General features: G+C 46.5%; 22 protein-coding genes and 1 tRNA gene. 2 read left to right on the top strand and 21 right to left on the bottom strand.

The window, feature by feature from the left end:
- Positions 1-7: 7 nt before the first annotated feature.
- The 6 genes from WG8_RS07575 to WG8_RS07550 all read right to left on the bottom strand — a co-directional run bounded on the left by WG8_RS07575 (position 8) and on the right by WG8_RS07550 (position 3524).
- A complete protein-coding gene (locus WG8_RS07575; protein ID WP_007429549.1) occupies positions 8-577 on the bottom strand; it encodes a hypothetical protein in 570 nt (189 codons plus the stop codon).
- A 101-nt stretch (positions 578-678) separates the two neighbouring features.
- Positions 679-885: an aspartyl-phosphate phosphatase Spo0E family protein gene (locus WG8_RS07570; RefSeq protein ID WP_007429548.1), complete on the bottom strand. Its 207-nt coding sequence runs from the start codon at positions 883-885 to the stop codon at positions 679-681.
- Positions 886-1000: 115 nt separating this feature from the next.
- A complete protein-coding gene (locus tag WG8_RS07565) occupies positions 1001-2212 on the bottom strand; it encodes an aminotransferase class I/II-fold pyridoxal phosphate-dependent enzyme (protein ID WP_007429547.1) in 1212 nt (403 codons plus the stop codon).
- 12 nt (positions 2213-2224) lie between these two features.
- The gene (locus WG8_RS07560; protein ID WP_007429546.1) at positions 2225-2725 is read right to left on the bottom strand and encodes an Lrp/AsnC family transcriptional regulator; all 501 of its coding nucleotides are present in this window, start codon (positions 2723-2725) and stop codon (positions 2225-2227) included.
- 143 nt (positions 2726-2868) lie between these two features.
- The gene (locus WG8_RS07555; protein ID WP_007429545.1) at positions 2869-3255 is read right to left on the bottom strand and encodes a spore coat protein; all 387 of its coding nucleotides are present in this window, start codon (positions 3253-3255) and stop codon (positions 2869-2871) included.
- A 32-nt stretch (positions 3256-3287) separates the two neighbouring features.
- Complete coding sequence (locus WG8_RS07550; RefSeq protein WP_007429544.1) at positions 3288-3524, bottom strand: hypothetical protein; 237 nt, start codon at positions 3522-3524, stop codon at positions 3288-3290.
- A gap of 115 nt (positions 3525-3639) precedes the next feature.
- On the opposite strand from WG8_RS07550, the gene WG8_RS07545 reads away from it, so the two are divergent.
- A complete protein-coding gene (locus WG8_RS07545) occupies positions 3640-4878 on the top strand; it encodes an NAD(P)/FAD-dependent oxidoreductase (protein WP_007429543.1) in 1239 nt (412 codons plus the stop codon).
- A gap of 70 nt (positions 4879-4948) precedes the next feature.
- Here WG8_RS07545 and WG8_RS07540 read toward each other — a convergent pair whose 3' ends face one another.
- From WG8_RS07540 to WG8_RS07525, 4 genes are all read right to left on the bottom strand, one after another.
- Positions 4949-6202: an MFS transporter gene (locus tag WG8_RS07540; protein WP_007429542.1), complete on the bottom strand. Its 1254-nt coding sequence runs from the start codon at positions 6200-6202 to the stop codon at positions 4949-4951.
- A gap of 120 nt (positions 6203-6322) precedes the next feature.
- Positions 6323-7036 carry a hypothetical protein gene (locus tag WG8_RS07535; RefSeq protein WP_007429541.1) on the bottom strand — a complete coding sequence of 238 codons (714 nt, stop codon included), beginning with the start codon at positions 7034-7036 and terminating at the stop codon, positions 6323-6325.
- A 55-nt stretch (positions 7037-7091) separates the two neighbouring features.
- Complete coding sequence (locus WG8_RS07530; RefSeq protein WP_007429540.1) at positions 7092-7505, bottom strand: DUF350 domain-containing protein; 414 nt, start codon at positions 7503-7505, stop codon at positions 7092-7094.
- 60 nt (positions 7506-7565) lie between these two features.
- The gene (locus WG8_RS07525; protein ID WP_007429539.1) at positions 7566-9932 is read right to left on the bottom strand and encodes an endonuclease MutS2; all 2367 of its coding nucleotides are present in this window, start codon (positions 9930-9932) and stop codon (positions 7566-7568) included.
- Positions 9933-10085: 153 nt separating this feature from the next.
- Between WG8_RS07525 and WG8_RS07520 the strand changes: the two genes are divergently transcribed.
- Positions 10086-10445 carry a phage holin family protein gene (locus WG8_RS07520; protein WP_007429538.1) on the top strand — a complete coding sequence of 120 codons (360 nt, stop codon included), beginning with the start codon at positions 10086-10088 and terminating at the stop codon, positions 10443-10445.
- Positions 10446-10596: 151 nt separating this feature from the next.
- Here WG8_RS07520 and zapA read toward each other — a convergent pair whose 3' ends face one another.
- The 11 genes from zapA to leuB all read right to left on the bottom strand — a co-directional run bounded on the left by zapA (position 10597) and on the right by leuB (position 25747).
- On the bottom strand, positions 10597-12621 hold the full coding sequence (gene zapA / locus WG8_RS07515) for a cell division protein ZapA (RefSeq protein ID WP_007429537.1): 2025 nt from the start codon (positions 12619-12621) through the stop codon (positions 10597-10599).
- A 207-nt stretch (positions 12622-12828) separates the two neighbouring features.
- Positions 12829-15276 (bottom strand): phenylalanine--tRNA ligase subunit beta, encoded by a 2448-nt coding sequence (pheT, locus tag WG8_RS07510; protein ID WP_007429536.1) that lies wholly within the window; start codon positions 15274-15276, stop codon positions 12829-12831.
- 28 nt (positions 15277-15304) lie between these two features.
- The gene (gene pheS / locus WG8_RS07505; RefSeq protein ID WP_007429535.1) at positions 15305-16336 is read right to left on the bottom strand and encodes a phenylalanine--tRNA ligase subunit alpha; all 1032 of its coding nucleotides are present in this window, start codon (positions 16334-16336) and stop codon (positions 15305-15307) included.
- Positions 16337-16766: 430 nt separating this feature from the next.
- Complete coding sequence (locus tag WG8_RS28150) at positions 16767-17336, bottom strand: ATP-binding cassette domain-containing protein (protein ID WP_232289067.1); 570 nt, start codon at positions 17334-17336, stop codon at positions 16767-16769.
- A gap of 368 nt (positions 17337-17704) precedes the next feature.
- The gene (locus WG8_RS07495) at positions 17705-18745 is read right to left on the bottom strand and encodes a polysaccharide lyase family 1 protein (RefSeq protein ID WP_007429533.1); all 1041 of its coding nucleotides are present in this window, start codon (positions 18743-18745) and stop codon (positions 17705-17707) included.
- 272 nt (positions 18746-19017) lie between these two features.
- A tRNA-Gly gene (locus WG8_RS07490) sits at positions 19018-19088 on the bottom strand.
- 106 nt (positions 19089-19194) lie between these two features.
- On the bottom strand, positions 19195-21336 hold the full coding sequence (locus WG8_RS07485) for a putative bifunctional diguanylate cyclase/phosphodiesterase (RefSeq protein WP_007429532.1): 2142 nt from the start codon (positions 21334-21336) through the stop codon (positions 19195-19197).
- A 339-nt stretch (positions 21337-21675) separates the two neighbouring features.
- A complete protein-coding gene (locus WG8_RS07480; protein WP_007429531.1) occupies positions 21676-22779 on the bottom strand; it encodes an ATP-binding protein in 1104 nt (367 codons plus the stop codon).
- Between the two features lie 338 nt (positions 22780-23117).
- Positions 23118-23534, bottom strand: a complete 417-nt coding sequence (locus WG8_RS07470; RefSeq protein WP_007429530.1) for a hypothetical protein — start codon at positions 23532-23534, stop codon at positions 23118-23120.
- 256 nt (positions 23535-23790) lie between these two features.
- Positions 23791-24330: a peroxiredoxin gene (locus tag WG8_RS07465; protein ID WP_007429529.1), complete on the bottom strand. Its 540-nt coding sequence runs from the start codon at positions 24328-24330 to the stop codon at positions 23791-23793.
- Positions 24331-24670: 340 nt separating this feature from the next.
- Positions 24671-25747, bottom strand: a complete 1077-nt coding sequence (leuB, locus tag WG8_RS07460; RefSeq protein WP_007429528.1) for a 3-isopropylmalate dehydrogenase — start codon at positions 25745-25747, stop codon at positions 24671-24673.
- Positions 25748-25926: the final 179 nt, after the last annotated feature.

The following is a 25926-nucleotide window of genomic DNA, read 5'->3' as shown; positions in this document are numbered from 1 at the left end:
CCCTTTATCATTCCGTTAGTGCTTTCAGCACCTTGATGGCCTCATCCTTATTGCTTGTACGTGGAGGCACGGTAGCAAATAATGTTTTTGAGTTATATTTTAAATCCTTGAACATCTTCATCTGCTCCACGGGAATCCCGTATAAATGAGTTTCCTTGATCACATCTGTTCCTTCTTCCCCCTGCCCCTTCTTCTCAAATACACCGCCCTCGAACACACCCCGAGCATACGTTTTTTTGTCAAAGGCATCGTCTAACGGAAGATTCGAGCCATTCTGTCCATACAGCTTCATATCCTCTTCCGGTAAAAGAAACAGATCATGCTCCCCAGCCGCATACTCAACGACCAGTTTCTGCTGGTTGTACAGCGGGCTAACTGAAATTTCAATATTGGGAGCCTGCCCGCCCAGCTTATCCTTGAGCTTTTGTGTCAGCTCATCACGAACGACTGAAGCATCCCCTTTATCCATAATAAAAATGGAAAAGCTGTCTTTGTCCCGTTCACCACATCCTGCTAATAGTACGAGTGCCAGCATTCCGATAATCCATGGTGACAGCCATTTTATCCCTGCTCTCATCTGTGCGCCCCCTCTTCCATGCCACTAATATATCATAAGTGGTGAACGCAAAAAAAGAAGGCCCTGCGGCCTTCCTCGTACGTTCAGCTGACTGCACACGGTCACACCTTGCACTCCGTACCATACAGCTTCATGTATTCATTGATTTTCAAATCGAGCTTGCAGCTGATTTCGATAACAAGATCAGAGGTGAAGGACTGTTCTTCCTGAAACGTCTGCATCATCTCATTGCGCAGAAGCAAAATTTCATCTTCCAGGGAAATGTCGTATCCTATTGAACGCGACGAATGATATCCAACATATGACATGAGCATTCCTCCTGCAATTTGAAAAATTGAACTTCCTGCTTTCGATTTCAAATTATAGCATATAAATTTAGAAATAAAAGACTATTTTCTATTTTTTAACCATAAAAAAATAATTCTAGCCTTCTTTTTTTACTTTTTCTACAAAATGGCCAATCCGATCCAGTGCTTCCGTCAGCTGACCGACAGAAGTCGCATATGAGCAGCGAAGGTAACCTTCGCCTCCCAAACCGAACACATTCCCCGGCACAGCCGCTACCTTCGCCTCAGTCAAAAGGCGCTGCGCAAATTCATCCGAGCTGAGTCCCGTGCTTTGAATACTAGGGAAAACGTAGAAAGCTCCTCGCGGCTCGTGACATTCCAGACCAATGTCCCGGAATCCCTCTACCATTAGACGGCGACGCTGGTTATAGGCTTCCACCATACGATCCTTCTCGCCCAAACCATTCCGCAAGCCTTCCAGGGCAGCAACTTGCCCCATGGAGGGCGCACACATGACGGTGTACTGATGGATTTTGAGCATAGCAGCAATCAGGTCGGGATGCCCGCAAGTATATCCAATACGCCAGCCTGTCATGGCAAAGGCTTTGGAAAAACCACTAACGAGAATTGTACGATCCATCATACCCGGCACAGAAGCAAAGCTGACATGCTTATCGCCATAATTCAATTCGGCATATATTTCATCCGAAATAACGATTAAATCATGCTTTTCCACGAGTTCGGCAATCGGAAGCCAATCTTCATAAGTCATCGTAGCTCCAGTCGGATTGCTCGGGTAGCATAAAATCAGCACCTTGGATTTAGGTGTAATTTTAGCCTCCAGTGCCTCAGCGGTCAGTTTGAATTCATCCTTGGCAAATGTTTCGATACCTACCGGAATCCCGCCCCCAATCGAAGTGATTGGAGAATATGAAATATAGCACGGCTCAGGGACGAGAATTTCATCGCCGGGTACGATTAATGCGCGCAAGGCAAGATCAATCGCCTCGCTACCACCAACCGTCACAATAATTTCCTTTTTCGGGTCATAACGGACATCAAATTGCTCATTCAGATATTCACTAATCGCTTCACGCAATTCAGGTGTTCCCGCGTTGGACGTATAGCTGGTAAAGCCTCGCTCTAACGAATAGACGCAGGCTTCCCGCATATGCCAAGGAGTGGTGAAATCCGGTTCACCTACCCCAAGGGTAATAATATCCTTGTTGCTCCCCACCAAATCAAAAAACTTGCGAATACCCGAAGAAGGGATTTCACGTACCAGCGGGGACAAATAGGAACTCATGGCTTTGTTGCTATCGGTAAATGCTTCTGATTTGAGATTCATCATGATCTTCCTTTACGGCGAAATCATCAGACGATTATCTTCCTGATGGTCCTCAAAGATAATTCCGTCCTGCTTGTATTTTTTAAGCGTAAAATTGGTCTTGGTGGACAATACGGAGTCAATAGGTGACAGCTTTTCAGACACAAAATTAGCGACCTCACGGAGGTTGCGGCCTTCAACTTCCACCAGCAAGTCGTATGCCCCGGACATGAGATAAACCGATTTCACTTGCGGATACAAATAGATCCGTTCGGCAATGCCTTCAAAGCCTCTTCCACGCTCAGGTGTAATCTGTACTTCGATCAAAGCAGTAACCTTCTCGTCGTCGACTTTATCCCAATTGACCACAGCGGCGTATTTGACAATCACATGCTGGTCTTCAAGCTCTTTAATTGATTCACGCACATCCTGCTCGTCAACCCCCAGCAAAGTAGCCAGCAAAGTCGGTGTTCTTCTTGCATCTTCTTTTAACAATTCCAGTACTTTTAATTTCAAATCATCCAGTTCTGTCATTCTACATAAGGCCTCCATCAAAAGAGATTACTATACATCATACAATACGTACTTTAAACCTGCAAAGAAAAACCGTCCGCCCCGGTAAACCCGGCAGACGGACGGCTGTTATGGGAAATTGCTTTAAGGATGGAATGTCGCGTTTACATATAATAAGGGTTGTGCTGATGAGAAGGCTGGCCCTGTTGATGCATAGGCTGACCATATCCTCCTGCCGAGGACGATTTTTGCTGAATGAACTGCTGGCATTCCTGTTGTTTCTTGCGAGCTTCTTGAATCTGTTTGTCCAAATCGACGCGCAGTGCCTTGGACGAGGCAGAATACATATTGTTCTGACTCATCAGGCGATACAAATCGCCCTGCGCACGCAATGTATCGTTCGTAAGGTCAGTGAACATCTGGCGTACAGATGAACAATTGGATTCGGTAGTCGCCGTTGTATACTCCCCAACTGTACGTTTCAAATCAGCAAGAATGGTATGGAGCAAATCTTCTGCGGGCATAAATGACATATTGTTCTGTGGATACATCCTGTCATACCTCCTTTATGGTGAGTGCTAAATTACTGCTGCGGTTGCATAGGAGCAAGCTGCTGGTGCTGTTGAAGGGCATTTAAGAGCAGGTTCATGTGGTGTTCGTGCGTTCTCGCGAACTGCAAGCAGACTTGTTGAATGGCTGGCTGCTGAATAGACGCTGCTGTCGCCGCACATTGCTTGAGCAAAAGTTCTTCATTAGAAATGGAGTCCACGATGTACTCCAGCTCTTTGCCAGTCAAAGGTTGCATGTTCATAGATTGCATAGTCTGTGCCTCCTTAAAATGTTTTGTTGCACGCTGGTTATCTTGTCCGTTTCGCGAAATACTATGTACGACATGTATGAGATACTACATTTTGCCTATAAGGAGCGCAATTTATATGGATCTGATTAGTGGGATTACCTATTGGCCGGATACGTTGGAGCAGCCGCTGGACTTTCCGCCTTTGACAGAGGAGTTGGATTGTGACGTGCTGATTATCGGAGGCGGGATGAGCGGGTCGCTCTGCGCTCGGCTGTTGGGAGAACGACAGGTGAATACAGTGCTTATCGACAGGCGCAAGCTGGCTCATGGAAGTTCTTTAGCGAATACCGGATTGCTGAAACATAGCAATGATAAGACCTTGACCTCTTTCATCCATACGTTTGGTGAGGCTAACGGCGTGCTGTTTTACCGTATGTGCAAGGATGCTCTGGATCAGTTGGAAAAGCTGGCCACCACACTGGATATCGATCCTTACTTTATTCGACGCAGCAGCCTGTACTATGCGAGTACACCGGAGGATGTACAGGTGCTCCAGGAAGAATACAAGCAGCTAACCAGGTTTGGATTCCCGGTGGAGTACTGGGATAAGCAGCAGGTGGCTGCCCGGTTTCCCTTTCGAAGGCCGGCGGCATTGTACACCCACGAGGATGCCGAGGTTAATCCATTTCGGTTTGCCCAAGGATTGTTGCAATCCGCGAACCGTCTTGGTGTACGCTTGTATGAGCATACGGAAGCCAAGCATTTGGAATTTGGCGAAAATGAGGTCGTTTGCCATACCAGCGATGGAACCATTCGGGCGAAAAAAGTCATTTTTGCCACAGGATATGAAACTCAGGAGATCAAAAAGGATCGCGGAGCCATACTCGAAAGCTCTTATGCTATCGTCACCAATCCTGTTGGGAATTCATCTTTGTGGCACGAGCAGTGCCTGATCTGGGAAACCGCACGCCCCTATCTGTACATACGCTCAACCCGGGAAGGACGTATCATTATCGGCGGTTTGGATGAGCCTGTGCTGAACTCAAACCAGCGTGAAATCAGGCTGCTGCACCAACAGAAAAATCTGCTGCAAGCGTTAGAGGAGCATTTTCCCGATGTGCCATTTCAGATTGATTATGCATGGGCTGCCGTGTTCGGCTCCTCCCATGACGGACTGCCGTATATTGGTCCGCATCCGCGCTTCCCAAACTGTTACTTTTTAGAAGGATACGGAGGAAACGGAACGGTTACCAGCATGATAGCCGCACAGCTGTTGGCTGATGAGCTGACAGGCACACACCGACCAGAAATGGAGCTTTTTTCACTAACCCGTACCGCCAGCCCATCGCCCGATACAACGAAGCCAGTGGTTTAATCATATGTACCGCGAAAAACCTCCTGTCCACGTCTAAAGTGGACTGGAGGTTTTTAATTGTCTTTTCAGACTATTCGGTTTGCTTCTGCCAGCGCTGTGTTTTGGAACGAGTCGCGCTTTGATTCTCTTTTTGTTCCATTTTTAGCACATTTCGCATAAAAAACCATCCACCCACCGGTACTAATGCAAGTCCAATCAGCAGCCAAATCATCGCTCCAGGAGCCTTGCTGATACTTAACACACCCAAAAAAATTAACGTTCCGGTCAATCGGCCAACCATGAGGCATAGTTCACGCAGTACAACCAGTTCCACTCGTTGATTGGCATCTCCTTTGCTCGTTCCCATTAGATCAAAGCTTGCCGAGATCATAGGAATCAAGTACAGAGGCATGAACAACGAGGTGCCGATCCCCATAATCAGAAGGGTGCTGTACTCCATACGCCATAATAACGGTAAAATCACAATGACCAGCAGCACGGCACCCAGCAGCATTCCAGCCGATCGATAACGGGGCTTGAGCCATTTGCCGGCAGCCCAAAAGCTGAAAAATGAAACCGCCGACGTAATAAATGAAAACTGTGCCAGCTTCCACTCCTGCTTTGTCACTACATACACAAGCAGTGTAATCAGGAAGGCAAAAACACCTTCACGGATACCCTGTGCAACAAGGGATAACGACAACGGACGCCACATACTTTCTTTTTGTGACAATCGTTGCTTAGGCTCCTTCCAATTGTATTTTCCTGTCGTTTTGCGCTTACGCAGAAAGAAACTCAGCACCACCCCCACGACATAAAATGCCAGTGAAATGCTGAAGATCACGCGATAACCGGCATCATCTTCCATTCGGGCAATAATCCAGCCGGACAGCCAAGGACCCACAATGCCAGAAAATGAGCCCAGCAAGCCCACCCAGCCGTTAAAATGATCACGGCTTACCCGGTCTGTGACTTCGAAAAAAATCACATTAAACGCCAGCCAGAATAAACCCAGCGCTGCCCCCAACAACATCCCGAGCGGCCATATGTAGTTTACAGCCTGCGGTCCCGTGTATAATACGACCAAATAAAATAAGCCGGACATGGCGGTCCCTACGCGCAAAGCATTCATTTTGTTATGTTCCTTGACCCATTTTCCAGCCACCCAGACCATAATTCCCAGCGCAATTTGCTGGCTGACATTAAACCAACCGATCATTGCGTAGTCCTGCCTGCTTTTCCACAAATACACGTTAAGAAAAGTGCCGGACAAAGCTGCTGCAAAGACAAACAATCCATTCAGGCTTAGCAGCAGAATGGATTGTCCGTTTAGGTTTGATTTCAATGCAGTTCCCCCTAACCGAAAATCACCCATCAGCTTATGACATACAAGTCAGCTTGCTTTAAGATTTCTTCGATTTAAGATGCCCCTATTGAGCTAGGAACTATCCGGGGAGTTAACTATTTAATTGTTGGAAATACCGCTGAGCTTCTCCAGCATCCGCAGTCGGTCATCCTCTGAAAGCGTCTGCTGAACATGGAAGCAGCTCGGACACACATAAACATTTATGACAAACGGCAAATCCAGAACAGGTCGGCCAAGCACAGGAGAGAGTGACGGTTTAAAGCCTTCTCCGGTTACAGTTTGCAATCCCGCATGCAGCATATATTCACCGCACTGGGAGCATTCAAGAACTTCATCCTGTCCATCTAGTATTTGTTCAGCGCCTTGCTCATAAGCCATCAAATCCGCACCGCTTTCTTCAAATTTTTGCAGGGTATGCAGCACAGGCATCTTATGAAGTTCATTGTCCTGCAACAATGGGGCGCCCTCTGGCTTTTCAACTACCGCTTCATCCTCGGCTTCATATAAAATATCCTGCTCCTCATCATCGCCAAGCTGAATGCTCAGTGTACGATAGCCCTTTAATGCTTCCTTCTCATGAGAATGGAGCAATGAGCTGCCAGATGCAGCATGATCGTGTTTTGTATGCTCGTGCCGATGCTCAGGTGCATGTCTGTGTACAGACGCAGAAGCCGACTCTGCCTCATCTTCATCATCATTTATGTCTGAGTATCCCTTCAGGTCATTATGGCAATAAGGACACTCTTCTTCAGGGCCCAGTTCTTCATCCCAAATAATTTCCATGCTACACCATGGACAAATAGTCATTTCCAAGCTTTATCATCCTTCCGTTCCCAAGCGTATACCAAGCTTTAGTATACAGGATGTGTCAAGTCACACTAGCACCAATGACATAAGATAACGATATCGAAATAATCATGGAGAACAAGCCGACAGCGCGGTTATCCTCTTTAATCTCCTGATCGATAGAAAATACCGGTGTCAGAAACTCAAACAGAAAATACGCCGCAAGCAGCAGTAAAAAACCAACGAACGACCAAATCATCGTATCATACACACTGGATTTGGCTTCCATGGCAAAGCGGAGCACGTTGCAGATGCCGAACATTTTCCCGCCCGTAGCCATCGCTACCGAAATATTTCCACGCTTGATCTCTTCCCAGCATTTATACCGGGTTACGAGCTCAAAGCATGACAAAAATACAATCAGCTCCAGCACCGCCACCGAGAAATAGCCCAGCATCATTCCCAACGGATGTGACAGCAATTCATCAATCGCCATCTTCACTTCGTCCCTCCCGTTCTACTGAGCATTACCGGCAGAAGCCGGCAACCCCGTAGCTCATTCCAATTCAGCAACAGTTACCCCTGTGCCGCCTTCATTGTAATTGCCAATGCGGTAGCTTTTCACATGCTTATGTTTGCGAAGATATTCCTGAATACCGGTGCGCAAAACCCCCGTGCCTTTGCCATGAATAATGTGAACCTGACCGAGATTGGCTAAAAATGCTTCATCCATGAAGCGATCTACCTCGATCAGAGCTTCCTCGACATTCGCTCCCCGAAGATCAAGCTCATTGCGTACATTATCATCCCTCGTTCGTTTGACGCCTGTGACTGGCTTTTGGACCCTTGGTGCAGGCGTTTGGGCAGGCTGCAGCAGCTCCAAATCATCCAGACTGACCTTCATTTTCATGATACCCAGTTGAACGACAGCTTCCTTGCTTCCAGACAGTTCGACCACGTGGCCTTTTTTGTTCAGACTATGAACAGTTACCTCATCTCCGGCCATAATAGAACGAGTGCGTGTAGCAGCACGTTTGACCGTGTTCTTCTTGCGTTGCTTAGGTTCAGCCTCATCCAGCTCTTTACGGGCTGCAATCAGCTTATGCTCCTTAACAGAAGCTCCTTCTTCCTGAGCCAGTTTGCGTAAATCGCTAATGATCTTCTCTGCTTCGCTACGGGCCTTATCTACTAGAACTCTTGCTTCATCCTCTGCTTTTTCCAGCATACGGTCCCGTTGTGACTCCAGCTTATCCAGCTCAGTCTGGTGACGGCTGCGCAATGCTTCCATTTCCCTACGCAGCTGCTCGGCCTTTTCCCGTTCCTGCTCAGCCGTCAAACGGTTCTGCTCCAGTGACGCAATCATGTGCTCGACGCGCTGATCTTCTTCCGTTACCTCGCCACGGGCATAGTCTAAAATACGGCTCGGCAAGCCCAATCGCTCGGCAATGGCAAAAGCGTTGCTTCGTCCAGGTACACCGACCAAAAGACGATAAGTAGGACTTAATGTAGCGACATCAAACTCCATGCTTGCATTAATGATTCCTTTGCGCTCATAGGCATACGCCTTCAATTCACTATAGTGAGTCGTCGCAACCATACGGCAACCCATTGCATGCATATGCTCCAAAATCGATACAGCCAGCGCCGAGCCTTCCGCCGGATCTGTTCCTGCTCCTACCTCATCAAGCAACACAAGGCTTTTAGGTGTCATATTTTTCAGAATGCTAATGATGTTGGTCATATGGCTGGAAAAGGTACTCAAATTCTGCTCAATGCTCTGCTCGTCACCAATATCCGCATAGATGGCATCAAATACGCATAGCTGACTTTCATCCTCAACAGGTACAAAAAGTCCTGACATCGCCATCAAGCTTAGCAGACCGATGGTCTTCAGAGTAACTGTCTTCCCCCCTGTATTCGGTCCCGTAACGATAATGGAGGTGTAGGAATTACCCAGCTCTACGTCAATGGGAACGACCTGCTCCAACGGGATCAGAGGATGTCTGCCTTTTTTCAGCTTCAAGTATCCGCGATCATTCATCAAAGGCAAGGTGGCCTTCATTTCACGGGCGAGACGCGCTTTTGCAAAAATAAAGTCAAGATTGCCCAAAATGTCCACATCATACAGCAGCATATCCGCTTGTTCGGCGACAAGTGCGGTTAGCTTTTGTAAAATGACTTCAATTTCACGTTCTTCTCTCAGCCGTGTTTCCCTCAGCTTGTTGTTCATAGCAACAATCGATTCAGGCTCGATAAACAGCGTTGCACCGGACCCGGATTGATCATGCACAATTCCGCCAAAATAAGAGCGGTATTCAGCCTTAACCGGAATTACAAAACGATCTCCACGAATTGTAATCAACTGATCCTGTAGCATTTTGGAGACGGTGGAGGAACGAATCATGGAATCCAGCTTTTCACGAATACGCACTTCACCTGAGCGCAGCTCCCGGCGAATTTGCGAAAGCTCTGTACTGGCAGAATCCAGCACCTCTGCGTTTTCGTCAATGCAGCCTTTAATCGAGTTTTCCAAGCTTCTCTGCTCTGAAAGCTGCTCACTCCAAAACAGCAAGGTTTCGACAGGATTTTCCTCATGCAAACTTGCTACGTACACCTGTATACGACGTGCAGCCTGCACTGTAGTCCGAATGCCAAGCAGTTCCTGCGGATTCAGCGTTCCGCCAATACGTGCGCGTTTCACCGCCGGAGTAATGTCCACCACCCCGTTAAATGAAGGCACTCCTTTGAGCCGATCAGCTGCATAGGCCTCATCCGTGCCTTTCAACATTTTCTTGATATGCTCCAAATCATCGCTGGGCTGTAGCCGAAGAGCTGTTTGCTGGCCTGCTGCCGTTTGGGCATAGTGACTTAGTTTATTTAGAATTTTTTGGTATTCAAGGGTTTTAAAAATTTTAGAGTCCAACTTCACTACTCCTTTCACTTATATCTATATTATACCGAAAGCCGCAAACTTACGCTATTTGCCAACACTGTTTTACACATAAGAAAGCTCCCTATGCCACACACTAACCTTTGTCTAACCCTGCAATTTCAAAAAAACGAAGGAGGTTATTCCGTGAGCATTCTTGGGCACATTGTGCGTTTCATCGTGGCCGCCCTGGTTCTGATGGTCGTAAGCTGGATCGTTCCCGGATTTAGTGTAGGCGGCTTTTGGAGCGCGCTGATCCTTGCGATTGTCATTGCCTTGATTGGTTATATTATTGAGGCCATGTTCGGTCGGCGCGTTTCTCCATTCGGACGCGGTATCGTAGGTTTTCTGGTGAGCGCTCTGGTTATCTGGGTGGCTCAATATATTGTGACCAGTGTCAGTGTTTCTGTGATGGGCGCATTGCTAGCTGCATTGGTTATCGGGATTATCGACCTGTTCATTCCGGTAACGACACCTTTTGAAGCTGGTCGTAAGGCCAAGAATTAATTTTCAGTTTACACCGCGGCAAAGCTGTCCCAAGCAGATTTATTCTGCCAAAGGACAGCTTTTTGTCATACACACACCTACGGTAATCCAATATACAAATAATCCCCGGCGATAAGCAGCCGGGGATTTGCGTCACATCTATAATCCGTATCTACTGATCCTGTTCGATGAGCTCAATCCATTCATTATACTCCGTTTGAAGCTTGGTGTATTCTTCCTGCAATTGATGCAATTCCGTCGAAATCTTTTCTGTATTTTCCCGATCTACATCCTGCTGAACTTGTAAAAGACGAAGCTGATGAGCCGCCATTTCATATTTTTGACCCACTTCATTAAGCTCAGACTGTAAAGCAAGCCGTTCCTGCTCTACAGATTGCTGTTCAGCCTTCGCCGTTTCGGCAGCTTCAACTGCCAAACGGATCTCCTCCTGCAGCTGCTCCTTTTGTTCAACCGTTACGGCTATTTCACGTTCCCACGAAGCAAATTCTTCCTTACGTGCAGCGTCTTCAGCCTCCCAACGTTCCACCTCGGCCTTCAACTGCTCATATTTAAGCTGCCATTCCAACAATTCTTCTGCAGTACGTTCCAGTTCACTCTGCCGTTCGCTATCTTCACGCTGGAGTTTCTTTATGTTCTGCTCCAATTGCTGAGCCCGGCTCTTCATGCTGCTATGCTGCTCCTGAAGCACGTTGTAGGCCTGTATTCCTTCCTGCTCACGACCGTTTACCTTCTTCAGCTCATCCTGGACACGTATTAGCTCAGACGAAAGCTCTTTGATTTTGGCTTCCAGCTGTAACAGACGCTGCTGCTGTGCCGCAAACTTGCTATGAACAGCTTCTACTTCTGCCTCAGCATGCTGTAATTGCTCCTGCGTTATTTTCTTCTGCTCTCGTGCCTCCTGTAGCGAAAGCTCCAATTCATCGACGGCATGCTGACGCTCCTCAGCAAGCTTCTGCCATGACTTCTCACTTTCAGCCAGTGCAGCCAGTTCGCTTTGCAACTTGCGAGAGGATACGTGCGCCTGCTCCAGCAGCTTGTGGATCCGGCGCTGCTCTTCCTCCAGCTTAGCCGCTTGCTGCTGCACAGCCTTGGCTTCCGTAGCCAAAAGATCATAACGGTTCTGCAGCTCTTCACGCGCAAGCGAATCCACCTGTTCCCGTTCTGCTGCGGCCTGCCGCTGCGTTTCCAGTCGGGACTCCAGCTCGGTCTGCTGCTGCTTCAATAATGCAGCTTGCTCTTGCGCTTCTCCCAAACGGGATGCAAGCTCTGCTTTGCCTGCCTGTACCTCGTCCAACTGCTCCTGAAGCTCCTCGATTCGAATCTCCTGCTCGAGCGCAGCTTCCTCGGCCCGTTTCTCCGCTTCCTGGTGCTGGAGATTTCTCTCATTCAGCTCTTGCTGCGCCTGTGTTCGCTCCTGCTCTAGCTGCTCATTCAGCCCGGAACACTTGGTCTGCCATTCTGTTACCTTCTGGCTATGCTCCTGCTGCAAAGCAGTACGCTGCTTGTCCAATTCTGTGCGTTGACGCTCCTGATGAGCCTTCTCCGCAGCCAAAAGCTTGGCTTCGGACTGCTTCGCCGCCTCAGCCAATTCCGTCTTCGTCTGCTCCTCTGCCTGCCGTATACGGGCATTCGCCACTTCCTGCTGCTCTTTCAATTTACGGGAAGCTTCTTGACGGGACTCCTCCAATTCACGTTTAGCCTGCTTTTGCTCATTTTCAAGCTCGCCTGCTTTTTTCTCCTGCTGTTCCAGCCTTATCCTCAATGCAGCAATTTCCTTGGCTGATACAGACTCGGTTTCTGCCAGCTTCCTCTGGGTCGCTTCCTTTTCTTCCTTCAATTGAACAAGAGACTGCTTCATATCTGTATTTTTCTGCTGCTGTTCTCCCAGGGCTGTCTGGAGTTGCGCCAGCTCTCCCCGTAGTTCGGCACGTTCGGCGGCTAATCGGTTCATATGGCTTTGAATTTCCTGAATTTGTACAGCCTCTTCTGCCATATGGACTGCAGCCAGCACGGCAATTCGGGGCATATCCAGACGTGAATGAGCTTGGGAAATATTGTGCATGCGTTCATCCACATAATTGGCAACCTGTTTCATATAATCGGGATTACTGCCGACGAGTCTATAAGAAGTACCGTAGATCTCTACAGTGACGCGAGTGCGATCCGGTGTAGTCACAATTATGCCCTCCTTCAATACTACTGTATGTTGATTCTAAGTTGTGTCCGATTCTATGGTACCCCGCCCTTGGTGGAGCGTTCAACCCCATAGTCCGGCTTCCCCGCAGCGGGTGAATATCAGAGTAGAGAGCTTCAATGATGATAGGCCAAAAAGCCGTATCGAACCTCTGTCACTAAGATTCGATACGGCTTCCCGCATTTCCTGCTACTTTCTCAATTCCGCTCCAAAAGTTTGCTCCAGAGACGTAACGACAGGGGAATGCGCCGCATTAATTTCTTCATCCGTCAGCGTGTGCTCCCAATGACGGTAGGTCAGGGAAATAGCTACGCTCTTCTTGTCCTCACCAAGCTTGCTGCCTGTAAATACATCAAACACCCGTGCATCCTGCAGCAGTTCTCCGCCTGCAGCGTAAATAACACGAAGTAGTTCGCCTGCCTCAACGTCTTTGTCAACCACGAGAGCAATGTCACGTTCCACGGACGGGAAGCGAGCCAGCTCTCTAAATTGGATGTGATTGTTGGCATGTTCAACGATTTGCTGTAATGCAATTTCCGCCACATACGTATCATTCAGTCCATAAGACTGCTGCAATTCCGGATGGATCTGCCCAATCGTGCCGATCCGCTGGGAGCTTCCATTCACATCCAGCCATACCGAAGCGGAACGTCCCGGATGATAACTTTGCGGTTGGTCAGCTACATAACGAATGCTTGCACTCAACCCAAAATAGTCGAACACCGTTTCAAGTGCCCCTTTAATATCAAAGAAATCAACCTTCTCAGCACCAATGTTCCATTGCTTTTCACGGCGTGCTCCAGTCAACAGCAGACTGAACACTTGAATTTCCTGCGGCTGACGGGTTAATGTTTGCTCCTCTGTGTAAAATACAGTGCCTATTTCAAAAATCGCCAGATTTTCCTGCTTCCGGTTCATGTTGTATACCGCTGTATCCAGCATCTGCGGAATAATGCTCGTACGCAGAACGCTGCGGTCTTCGCTCATAGGCATCGCCAAACGAACCGGATGGCTGCCTTCTGTCAGGGCATTAAACAAGCCCGTACTTTGCGGATGTACAAACGAATAGCTGATTGTCTCTTGCCAGCCGCCATGCACCAGTAATTTGCGCAAAGAACGACGCAATGATTGTGATGCCGTCAATGCACCCGGAGTGGTCGGCCCTTCAATCGGCGTGGTTGGAATGTTGTCGTAGCCATACAAGCGTGCAACTTCTTCGATAAGATCCACATCAATGGTAATATCCCCGCGGCGCGTAGGCACTTCAACTTCCATCACGCCTTGCTCTGCATCACCGCAACCAAAATGCAGTCTACCAAAAATCGTTTTAACCTCAAGCAGTGACAGCTCTGTTCCCAAATAGCGATTTATTTTATCCAGCGACAGCTTGATAATACGATTTTCAGCTTTTGCAGAAGCAGATTCTACAATACCCTGATGTACAGTTCCCCCTGCGTAACGCTGAATCAGCGCCGCCGCACGGTTTATAGCAGGCACAACGGCACCCGGATCAACCTCTTTTTCAAAACGCAGGCTCGCTTCGGAACGAAGTCCAAGCTGACGGGAAGTTTTGCGCACCGTACCGCCATCAAACTTCGCGGATTCGAGCGCAATGCTGACAGTCGCATCGGTCACTTCCGAATTAGCCCCACCCATTACACCTGCCAGTGCAATCGGCTTCACACCGTCCGTAATCAGCAGCATTTGCGGCTCCAGCTTGCGTTCCTGATCATCCAGCGTAATTAAGGTTTCGCCTGCGCGAGCGAGCCGAACTTCAATGTTGCCATTTTCCAGCTTATCCGCGTCAAAAGCATGCAACGGCTGACCGTATTCCAGCATGACATAGTTCGTAATATCCACGATGTTATTGATCGGACGAATACCCGCCGCCATCAGACGGTTTTGAATCCACAACGGGGAAGCTCCCACTTTTACACCTGTAATATAACGGGCTGCATAGTGCGTACATAGCTCAGGAGTATCTACTTTCACGGATAGATGGTCTGCCGCTGCATCACCGATTTCAACCAGATCCTTAGCCGGGTCAGCCAGCGAAATATCACGTCCCAGAATGGCGCTTACTTCATAGGCTGCTCCGTGCATGCTCAAGCAGTCCGAGCGGTTTGGCGTCAGATCAAAATCCAGTACGTAATCATCCAGCCCCAGCAGCTTCGTGATCGGTGTACCAATTTCAGCATCCTCCGGCAGCACGAGAATCCCTTCCTGCAATTCCTTTGACAGTAGCTTGTCATTCATGCCCAGTTCCTTAGCCGAGCAGATCATACCCATGGACACAACACCACGCAGCTTGGCCTTCTTAATATGGAAATCTCCCGGCAGCTTGGCACCCACAACGGCAACAGGAACCTTTTGACCTGCGTCCACGTTTTTGGCACCACACACGATTTGCAAATCTTCTCCCTGACCCGCATCGACAATACACACATTCAGCTTATCCGCATCCGGATGCTTTTCCTTGCTTTTGACGTAGCCGACAACAACGCCAGTAATCCCTTGGTTGCGATGTTCAACTTCATCTATTTCAATGCCCGAACGGGTGATTTTCTCTGCCAGCTCCTCCGCGCTCACCTGATCCAGCGATACATACTCGGACAGCCACTCGAATGATACTTTCATATGGGTTCACTTCCCTTGATATAGTTGTTTATTGACGCGCAAACTGTTTCAAGAACGACAGGTCGCTGTTATAGAAATGACGAATATCGTCAATGCCGTATTTCAAAATGGCAATCCGCTCTACACCCATACCGAATGCAAAGCCACTGTACACCTCGGGATCAAAACCACCCATTTCCAGTACTTTCGGATGCACCATGCCACAGCCCAAAATCTCAATCCACACACGTTCGCCATTTTTCTTTACAAAGGTAACGTCAACTTCAGCACTCGGCTCGGTGAATGGAAAAAAGCTTGGACGCAGACGAATTTCGGTCGATTCCCCGAACATTTCGCGTGCGAATTGCAGCAAGGTTCCTTTCAAATCACTCATGCGAATGTCTTTTCCAATCACAAGCCCCTCAATTTGGTGGAATTGGAAGGAATGTGTTGCATCATCATCATCACGGCGGAAAACCGTACCCGGACAAATGACCTTAATAGGTGTTTCACCTTTCATGGCTTCCATTGCGCGAATCTGAACCGGTGACGTATGGGTACGCATTAACAGATCCTCGGTCAGGTAAAACGAATCCTGCATGTCGCGCGCCGGGTGATTTTTAGGCAAATTCAATGCTTCGAAGTTGTAATAATCCGTCTCTGCCTGCGGTCCCTCTGCAACTCGATAACCCATGCCTGTGAAAATGTCTTCAATTTGTTCAATCACTTTATTGAGCGGATGAAGTCCGCCTTGCGGCAACGCGCGTCCAGGCAGTGTAACGTCGATTTTTTCCGCTTGCAGACGTTCATTCGTTTCCGCTTTCGTGAACTCGTCCTGTTTGCGGTTGACCACCTCTTCAATGGCCTCGCGCACTTCATTGGCTACCTGTCCAACAACCGGACGCTCTTCCGCACTCAGCTTGCCCATACCGCGCAAAATCTCAGTCAACGCACCCTTTTTACCCGAATACTTAACCCGCAGGTCAGCCAGCTCCTTGGCTGTTGCCACCTTCTCCAATACTTCCAATGCTTCTTCCTTCAAGGCCAGCAAATGTTCCTTCATTTGGATGGTTTCGCTCATCGCCTGTTCAGTCCCCTTTCTTCATTTCCAGCTTTTCAGACAACAAAAAAAGGTCCTTTCTCCCAGTAAGGGACGAAAAGACCGTGGTACCACCCTCGTTAGACAATCAAGCTCAGCTCACCTATTACTCTGCCTATCGGCAAATACAGGTGCTTATTCACGCTATGCATCATCATCTCGCTCTGCACGTTGTAACGGTCGTGAATCGGTATCCTCTACTTGCCCATTCGCCATCCACATGACGCTTGAGGTTCAAGGAACTGCTCCGGAGCGAACTTCAACAGCCCATTATTTGCAGAAACGCTCTCAATCCTACGGCGCTTCCTCCCTGTTCAATCGGACACTGCCTACTCTTCTCCATCAAGACATTTTTAATTTCGAACTATTGTTCATTATTATATGCAAACTGCCGCGCTTTGGCAAGCAGGGCCTACACTTCATTCTTGTGGATGCCGGGAAAATCCAGCCGATCCAGCTTGGCGCGAATGTGTCTGATTTCGCTCAGATGCTCATCATTCTCATCCATCATACCCGTCAATCCCATCAGTTCCGTCAGACGCAACTGTAATCGCAGACGCTCCTCACGCTGCTCCTGATCCTCCGGCTCCCGTTGACGGCTTCGCTCGTCTTCTTGCTTTTCGTCGGCTGTTCCCTCATAGATCTCATATCCGCCTCCCGGCTTCATATCGAGCAGCCGGGTTGCCGTGCACCGCACCAGAGGGCTAGCCTGCTGTGCGGCCTCCAGTGTAGTTCGAGACAAATTCACTGTATCCTGCTGCTTTAGCCAGCCCCGCTCTTCCAGCGGCAAATCATGCTCTACTTGACCAGAGGTTGGCGCTTCATCTCCCAGCAATATACGTAATAGTGTCGTTTTTCCTGCTCCATTTCTTCCAAACAGCGCGAGCCGTTCTCCTTCCGTCACATCCATCGACACATTCTCAAACAAAGTGGTTCCGTTCCATTCCTTTATTACATTGCGAACACGTAAAATCGTTTTCATACCATGATCATCCTTTCCCAGCCCGGCTTTTATGCCGGAAGTAATAAAAAAAGCCGCAGAAGGCTGCGGCTTGCATACAAGGAATACAGAATGACTGCTATGAATCGTTTCAGAACATACGCTCATGAACAAATAAAACCATGAAGGGAAAAAAACGACTCCCGTTCCGGAATAAACGTATACGTCCCAACTCTCATTTCAGACACACTTTCCCCGTTGCAGCATACAGCCGCCTGCCAGTAACTGTGCAGTTAAATGGGAAAATCAGTGTGCTTACTTCATCGGACGTATGGTTACCTTCCTTTTTATGGGATACTTGCTTGCAGTCAGTATAACAGAACAAAATAGATTTGCAAATAAATTTAGAGTTATTTTCCGAATACCAAAGTTGTATTAGAAGAACCAGCATATTTAGTTACAAACTCTTTGGTATACTCAGGAGTTTGAACCTGGTAGCTGTAGTTCTTGCTTGGATTCCAACGGGTTACAGGCGATTTTTGGTTCTTGATGACGGGATAACTACCCACATCTTTAAACTCGCCATTGGCTTTATCATCGAGAATTCCACCCTTTTCACTACCTTTGCCAAAGTAGTTGTACTCCGAATAAATTCTTGCATTGGTAGCTATCGTGTAAGCTAACTGGAAATTATTGATATAGTTATTTTTAACATGGAAATATCCGTATCTCATAAGCCCTGGACCACGGACAAGCAAGTTTTCAAAATAATTATTGGCGATTGTGATATGGGGCATGCCATCATAATTTTTATTGCCATCATCAGGATAACCCAGAATGAGACCATATTTGTGATTAGCAAACTTCGAATTACTGATGGTTACATAATCGGCCGATTGTCCTACATACAAAAGCTTGTCCAGATCCGAACCATTCGGATCATAATTGTGACCCGCAAAAGTAACATGATCAATCCAATAATTAGTACCCGCAGTAAGATATAGCTGGATGTCATCGTTGCCTTTAATGTTGGCACTGTGCTCAAAGGTTAAATTTTGAAAGATTACATTTCCGGAGTTAGCTGTTGTTTTCAAATGAATATTGATCAGCTTGTTTTGCGCGTAAGAGCCAATAAGTGATTTGTTGGAGCCAATGTTGACGACGGTTTTAGAGGAGGCAGAAATATTCTTTTCAATCACCAAAATTTTTGGAGTGGAATCCCCTAACTGATTTTTCAAATCATTTAGATTGTTGATATAGATAACCTGCCCATTTTTCCCCCCGGTTGTACTAGGCTTGGAAGCGCCATTTTCATTTTTAGCCTGTCCAGCAAAGCCAGTCAATCCATTCGTCGACGTATTCGGAAAGTCAGCCGCAGCGAACGTAGAGCTTACCGGAAAGGTGAAGAGCGCAAATGTTAAGGCTAAAAAAAGAAAAGAAATTTTCCTCATCACAGGTACACCATCCTTTTTTTGTATTATATTCCATTAATGTGACTATACTTATTTTTTAGGGGACGGTAAATAGTTCTTTGTATCTGTTTATTTATAGCATGTAAGCGAAATATTTGGATTTTGTTTTGTATAATAGTGTAAAATATGGTTCATAAGAACGTAAAAAAACCGGGATACCCAATGGCTCCCCGGCTAAAGTATGTTCATCTAATTATGAGCAAAACAAAAACCCTTGCAGTACAAGGGTTTTTAACGCCTTAAAACAAGAAAGCGGGTGATGGGAATCGAACCCACGCTATCAGCTTGGAAGGCTGAAGTTCTACCATTGAACTACACCCGCATTTTAAAATATCTCAATTCTAATGTAGATACACTCAAGCTATTGTCAAACAACTGAATCAGGATGTTATATAGTATAACTCACCCGTTTGCAAAATGCAAGTAAACTACATACTATCCTGAGACAGCCAATTCATAGGCTCGCGTAAAAATAATTTTTCAAAGGCTTCTGCCGGAATAGGACGGCTAAAGTAATACCCCTGCCCTTCATGACATTCCTGAGCCTGCAAAAAATGAAGCTGTTCCTCGTTTTCCACGCCTTCTGCCGTAACCTTCAGTTTCAAATGATGAGCCATGGAAGCAATGGTAGATACGATGGCCGCATTTTTGCTGTCGACCAGTACCTCATTTACAAAGGAACGATCAATTTTAAGACGATCAATCGGAAGATTTTTTAAATAATGCAACGAGCTGTAGCCTGTACCAAAATCATCGATACTGATTGCAACCCCGATCGCCTTTATTTTTTTCAACTGTTCGAAGGCCCGATCCTTGTCAAAGGTCATACTCTCGGTAATTTCCAGCTCCAGATAGCATGGTTCCAGTTCTGTATAGGCCAAAATGCCCTGAATGACATCCACCAGTTTTTTTTGCTGAAATTGGCGCATGGATAAATTGACCGATATCGGGATCGGTTGATATCCGGCCTCCTGCCAGCGCTTGTTTTGCAGACATGCCTCCCGTAGCACCCACTCTCCCAGCGGCACGATCAGACCACTTTCTTCGGCTACCGAAATAAAATCTCCCGGCATCACCATCCCACGCTGGGGATGATTCCAACGCACTAGTGCCTCCAAACTGGTCAACTCACCACTTTGCAGGTGAACACGCGGTTGATACACCAATGAAAATTCTTCATTTTCAAGCGCGCGCCGCAGATCATTTTCCAATTGGAGTCTTTCATGCGCCCGCATCTGCATTACACTGGTATACCGCTGAAAATTCACTCCTTGCTCCTTCGCACTATGAACAGCAGTATCCGCATTCTGAATGAGCTGCTCGCTCTGATCCGCATCTAATGGGTACAAAGCTATACCTACGCTCACCATTACATGATAAGACTCTCCATTAATATGAAAAGGCTGATCGAACAGCTTCACCATATCATCAATCCGATTTCTCATGGCCCTCATATCTTCGTACCCTGTTAGAAGAAATGCAAATTCATCTCCACCCATGCTGAAGACCTCTTCCCCCTCATGGCTAAAGTGCCCCAAGCGTTCGCCTACCGCATACAACAGATAGTTTCCTGCCATATGTCCAAGCGAATCATTAATCGTTTTGAAACGATCTATATTCAGCACTAAAAGCGCTACTGTCTCATCAGGCTTCAATGAATCACGCAGCATTTTATCCAGACGTTGGGACAGCCGGCGACGGTTCGGAAGTCCTGTTATATCATCAGTATAGGCAATGAGATTAAATTCAGATTCTGCAGCCTGCTTTTCCCGGTAGGGAACGAGAACCATTTGCCGGACCAAACCGCTCAGCAGAATATAAAACGCCATCGTATTGGTTAAAAACCCCATAAGGTGATTAACATCACTCATTTGCTCAGAAGACATATAGAACAGTTGACTCACAATACAAAGCCCAGTCCCGCGAATCATAAGCAACATGCCATGTTCCTCCTGGTGAAATTCGCGATATCTTCGCATCCCTAAGACCATAGTAGACACGAGCAGAAACATGATCGCCAGGTTCAAGATCCATCCGAGAATGTCCGCTTCATATCTTATACGAAGATCCGGTAATCTTGCACCACAAACCTTAATAACCCCCAGGATGAGCAAAGTACAGCCTATACCCGCCCACAAAGCAACTGTCTTGTATCCAGACTTCATTTTTCTATAGGGGAGCAAACAAATGATTAAGAACATAACAGCAGTAAAGACTCGATTCACAAACAAAAGCCATAACGAAATACTCGAAGATAAAGCAAAATCGGTCAAGCTTAGGAAACTAACCGAAACGATATGAACAAGGTAAAGCAGACCAGCCACTAGAAATGTCGGCGCAATAAAAAGTCTCTGCAAGGATAATTGCTCCAGCAGAATGGACCAGGATTGATAAAAAATAGAAAAACAAATCGCAGCGCAGGCAAATCCTATAACCGGATATACCAAGAAAAAAACATTATGAGAGTATAACTTATTCAAAGTTACATGAAATAACTGAACCAAGACAAACAAACCTATCGCAGCAATGCCGATACCTATCGTTTTCTTTACTTCCAGTCGTATACTCATCCAGCCTCTTCAGCCCCCTGCATATCGGAGATTCCGATTTCTAAGACGTTTGACAGCTTTGGAAGCCGTTGTTTAAGTCTATAGTCTCAAAAATAATGTTGTATTCTGGTATATAATAGCATTTAATCTGTGAAAGGTGAATCTTTTTTTAGTCTTATATTCACGAATTCATTTTCGCATTCACGCAAAAAAAAGAGCTTACAGCCCCAAAAAAGCGCATGATCTCTTCAGATCATGCGCTCCAACCGACCTTTTTCAACTAAGTGATACCTATGCTCCAACGCTGCACAACGCAAAAGAAATTGCACACAGCACTCCTTTGCGAAAAACTGTGCATTTTTAAACCACAGGAAGCGTGATTTTAAATTGTGTCCCCATTCCATGCTGGCTGTCTACATGAATAAAGCCTCCATGATTTTTGATAATTCGATAGCTCACAGCCAATCCCAGACCCGTTCCACTTTCTTTTGTTGTAAAAAAAGGATCGAATAAACGCGACAATGTATTGTGATCCATACCCAATCCGTTGTCTTCAATACAAATGTGGACATAGGAGCCCTCAAGCACCGTATGGATATCAATACATCCCTCTCGTTCCCCACCGATGCTTTCAATGGCATCCATCGCATTTTTAATCATATTGAGAATAACCTGCTTAATCTGCTTTACATCAATGGAAACCTTCATGAGCTCGTCATTTTCATCCAGTGCGATCTGGCAGCCCTTCATCAATGCCTCGCTTTCTGTCAGCATCACAACCTCTTTCAGCAATCCCATCACAGATACAGCCGTTTTTTGCGGAGCCGAAGGCTTGGACGAATTCAAAAATTCGTAAATAATGTCGTTCGCACGATCAATTTCGGTTAAAATAATGCGGGCATACTCATCCCTGCCCAACTCCATCAAATGAGGTCGAAGCAATTGAATAAAACCCCGGATTGCAGTAAGCGGATTACGGATTTCATGGGCTATGGAAGCAGAGATTCGTCCCAGCATCGCCAGCTTGTCATTTTGGTATGCCGTTTGCTCAATCTGCTTGTAATCCGACACATCCTTGAGGCTAAACAAAAAATCGCCATCCATCTGATCCCCGTAGGTCACTGTCATCAACCAATGCCGACCATACTCATCAATCAACTCGTGATAGCGCTTTCTATGAAAGATAGTTTCTTTATAAATCCGCATGATTTTCTTCTTCTTAAACCGACTTAACTCAGGAAGATGCAATATCTGCATCAGGTTGCGACCCGCCAGCGAACTACGTGGTAATTCCAGCAATTTCGCCATTTGCACGTTAATAAAGGTCAGTACCCCGTCACTGTCAAACAGCATGATACCACTATCCAGGTTCTCCAGCACATTTTCATACTTGTTATTGGCGATCTGTGTGGGAGGGCAAGCTCCCACGGTATCAAGCAAGGCTTCTTGGAATTCACTGATCATGCCAGGCTTCCCCCTTGTTTCGGAATGATAAACTGGCCGTATCGGACGCGTAACATTCTTGAAGAAGAGAAAGACAATCTATCGACTACCCTTCAATGGTGTAGAAAACAGATTCACAAAACTCCGACCAACTCTTTCCAATTCGAGTCTTATTTCATGATAGACAAGATCAAGGATTCGAGTCAATCGGAAAAAGTGTCGAATCCATACTTTTATCCTGTTTTCTTTCGTCATAATATCTGCGCAACATTACCAAAACGAAAGAATAAGTTAGGAATATGCGCCCTACACACCAAAGAAGCTCTCGAAAATTGAGAGCTTCTTTGGTGTGTAGGAAGTCAACTGCCGCTCTTATTATGTTGAAGCCGGGATCGTCTTTGGCTCATCACAGCCAGTCTTCTCTTAAGCTCTCCCTGCCATTTTTCATCATTCATCTGTTTGGCTACCATCAATAAATCAAGTGACATGTCAATTTGACGCTTTACAATTTCAAATGCATCTTCACTCTCACGATTTACACAGTTTTCAAATATCGTATCATCATCTTCCATGACATAATCCTGAAAATCAATCTCGCTTGCCCCATCTCCATGTGCATATTCAGCCAAAATTTCATATTCATTTTCGACTTTATAATGAACTTCAATGCGACGACATACCGGGCAAAACAGCAAAGGAACATTATGGACTTGGGTACGGTAATGCTTCAGCGTTCCCTTGGTTCCTACCATGCTTGCTCCACAGCAATAACTCATCCGGGCTCAGCCTCCTCTGAACAAAACCTGTTCTGCCTTGTTATCTTCTACACTACCTTATTCGCTTTCGTCTACCAAAATTCCTCCAGAACACAACAACATTTCCATAATTATTTGTTACTCACTTTGTACTACTCCATACAAACAAACTTACTCTAATATTTGTATATATAACACAGGCAAGCAAGCCCCCAATATCGGCGTAAAAAACCGTTTTGGGGGCTTGCTTGTTGAATATAAATTTGTGAATCTGATATTACAGGTTTTTGTCGCCTGGTTTCCAGTTCATTGGGCACAAGCCACCGGATTGCAGAGCTTGCAGTACACGCAATGTTTCTTCTACACTGCGACCCACATCGTTGTGGTTAACTACTTGATATTTTAATTCGCCTTCTGGATCAATGATGAACAAGCCGCGCAAAGCAATGCCTTCTTCTTCGATCAGAACGCCATAATCGCTTGCTGTTTTTTTGGTGATGTCAGAGGCCAACGGGAAGTTCAGTTTGCCCAGACCATTGTTTTCTTTAGCTGTGTTAATCCATGCTTTGTGGCTGTGTACAGAGTCTACACTGATACCCAGAATTTCAGTATCCAGCTCTTTGAATTGGTCAGCAGCATCGCTCAATGCTGTAATTTCCGTTGGGCACACAAAAGTGAAATCCAGTGGATAGAAGAAAAATACGAGCCATTTGCCACGGTAATCAGAAAGCTTCACCGAACCAAATTCTTGACCGTCCCCACTCACGGTTTCCAATGCAAAATCAGGTGCAGGTCTTCCTACCAATCTTTCTGCCATAACATGAAATCCTCCTTTAAAATATGTAAGAAAAACACCGTTTGTGTTCTTCCCAATCATCTGAATTGTATTAAACAACTTACTTGATAAATGTTATCATTCGTACAATTCAAAGTCAATATTGTAACCATTACTTTTTTATAATTATTTTAAACTAGATGAAAAATTCACAACTTATACACATCTTGAATATCTTACACTTACTGATACACAAGCAGCTCCTGATTGCTCAGGAGCTGCTGTGCCAAACATGGATTGTAAAAGCCTACGATATGATGCATTGTATAACCTTACTATATAATAGGAAGCTTTTTTTCAGAACAGGTGCGTTTTGGAGCCTTTAGCGAATAGCTGCTGCGATCAGATCGCCCATTTGAGTTGTCGAGATGGCTTGAGATTTATCCACCGCAATATCCGCTGTGCGATGTCCTGCATCCAGTACCTCAGCTACCGCTTTCTCAATAGCGTCAGCTGCTTTCTCATACCCAAAGGTGAGGCGGAACATCAAAGCAACGGACAAAATCGTTGCAATCGGATTGGCCAATCCTTGACCTGCAATGTCCGGGGCCGAACCGTGCACTGGCTCATACAGACCAAAACTGCCTTCTCCGAGTGATGCAGAGGACAGCATACCGATAGACCCAGTCAGCATAGCCGCTTCATCACTTAGAATGTCCCCAAACATATTTTCCGTCACGATGACGTCAAAGCTGGATGGACGACGCAGCAATTGCATCGCACAGTTATCCACCAATACATGCTCCAGCTCTACATCCGGATAGTCTACAGCGACCCGGTTAACTACTTCCCGCCATAAACGGGAAGTTTCAAGTACGTTAGCCTTGTCTACCGATGCGAGCTTTTTGCGGCGTTTTTGTGCAATCTCGAAAGATTGGCGAACAATCCGCTCAACTTCCGTTACATTATATGCACAGGTATCAACTGCCTCCTCACCCTGAGCACTCTCACGTCTGAACTTCTCACCGAAGTAGATGCCGCCCGTCAGCTCACGCACAACGATCAGATCGGTTCCTTCCAACACTTCTGGTTTCAGTGTAGAAGCATCCTTAAGACAATCGAAGACGACAGCGGGACGAAGATTCGAAAACAGGCCAAGCTCTTTGCGAATACCCAACAGACCGGTTTCAGGACGAAGTTCCTTGGGATTGTTGTCCCATTGAGGACCACCTACCGCCCCCAGCAATACGGCATCTGCAGATTGACATACAGCCAGTGTTTCTTCCGGCAATGGCGTCCCCTTTTTATCAATAGCGATTCCGCCAAATAGCGCATGCTCTGTTTCAAATGAAAGACCAAACACTTCTTCCGTACGCTTCAAAATTTTCTCCGCCTCAGCGACCACTTCCGGTCCGATTCCATCACCAGCTATTACCGCAATCTTTTTCACGTCTGCCATCACGTACACTCCTCTTGTTATACAGCCATACGGGTGTATTTTTCATACTTTCTTTGTAACATATACGGCAGGGCTTTGACTAAGATATAGAATCTATCAATTCAATAGGCTTAGCCTATAAGATGAATTTTTCGTTGGAAACAACAAAACAGGACCGGGAAGACCCGATCCTGTCAGCA

The organism is Paenibacillus sp. Aloe-11, from assembly GCF_000245715.1.
In the GTDB taxonomy this organism is placed as follows: domain Bacteria; phylum Bacillota; class Bacilli; order Paenibacillales; family Paenibacillaceae; genus Paenibacillus; species Paenibacillus kribbensis.
The sequence above is the reverse complement of the archived record's forward strand: the minus strand, read 5'-3'. Positions and strand labels throughout refer to the sequence as shown.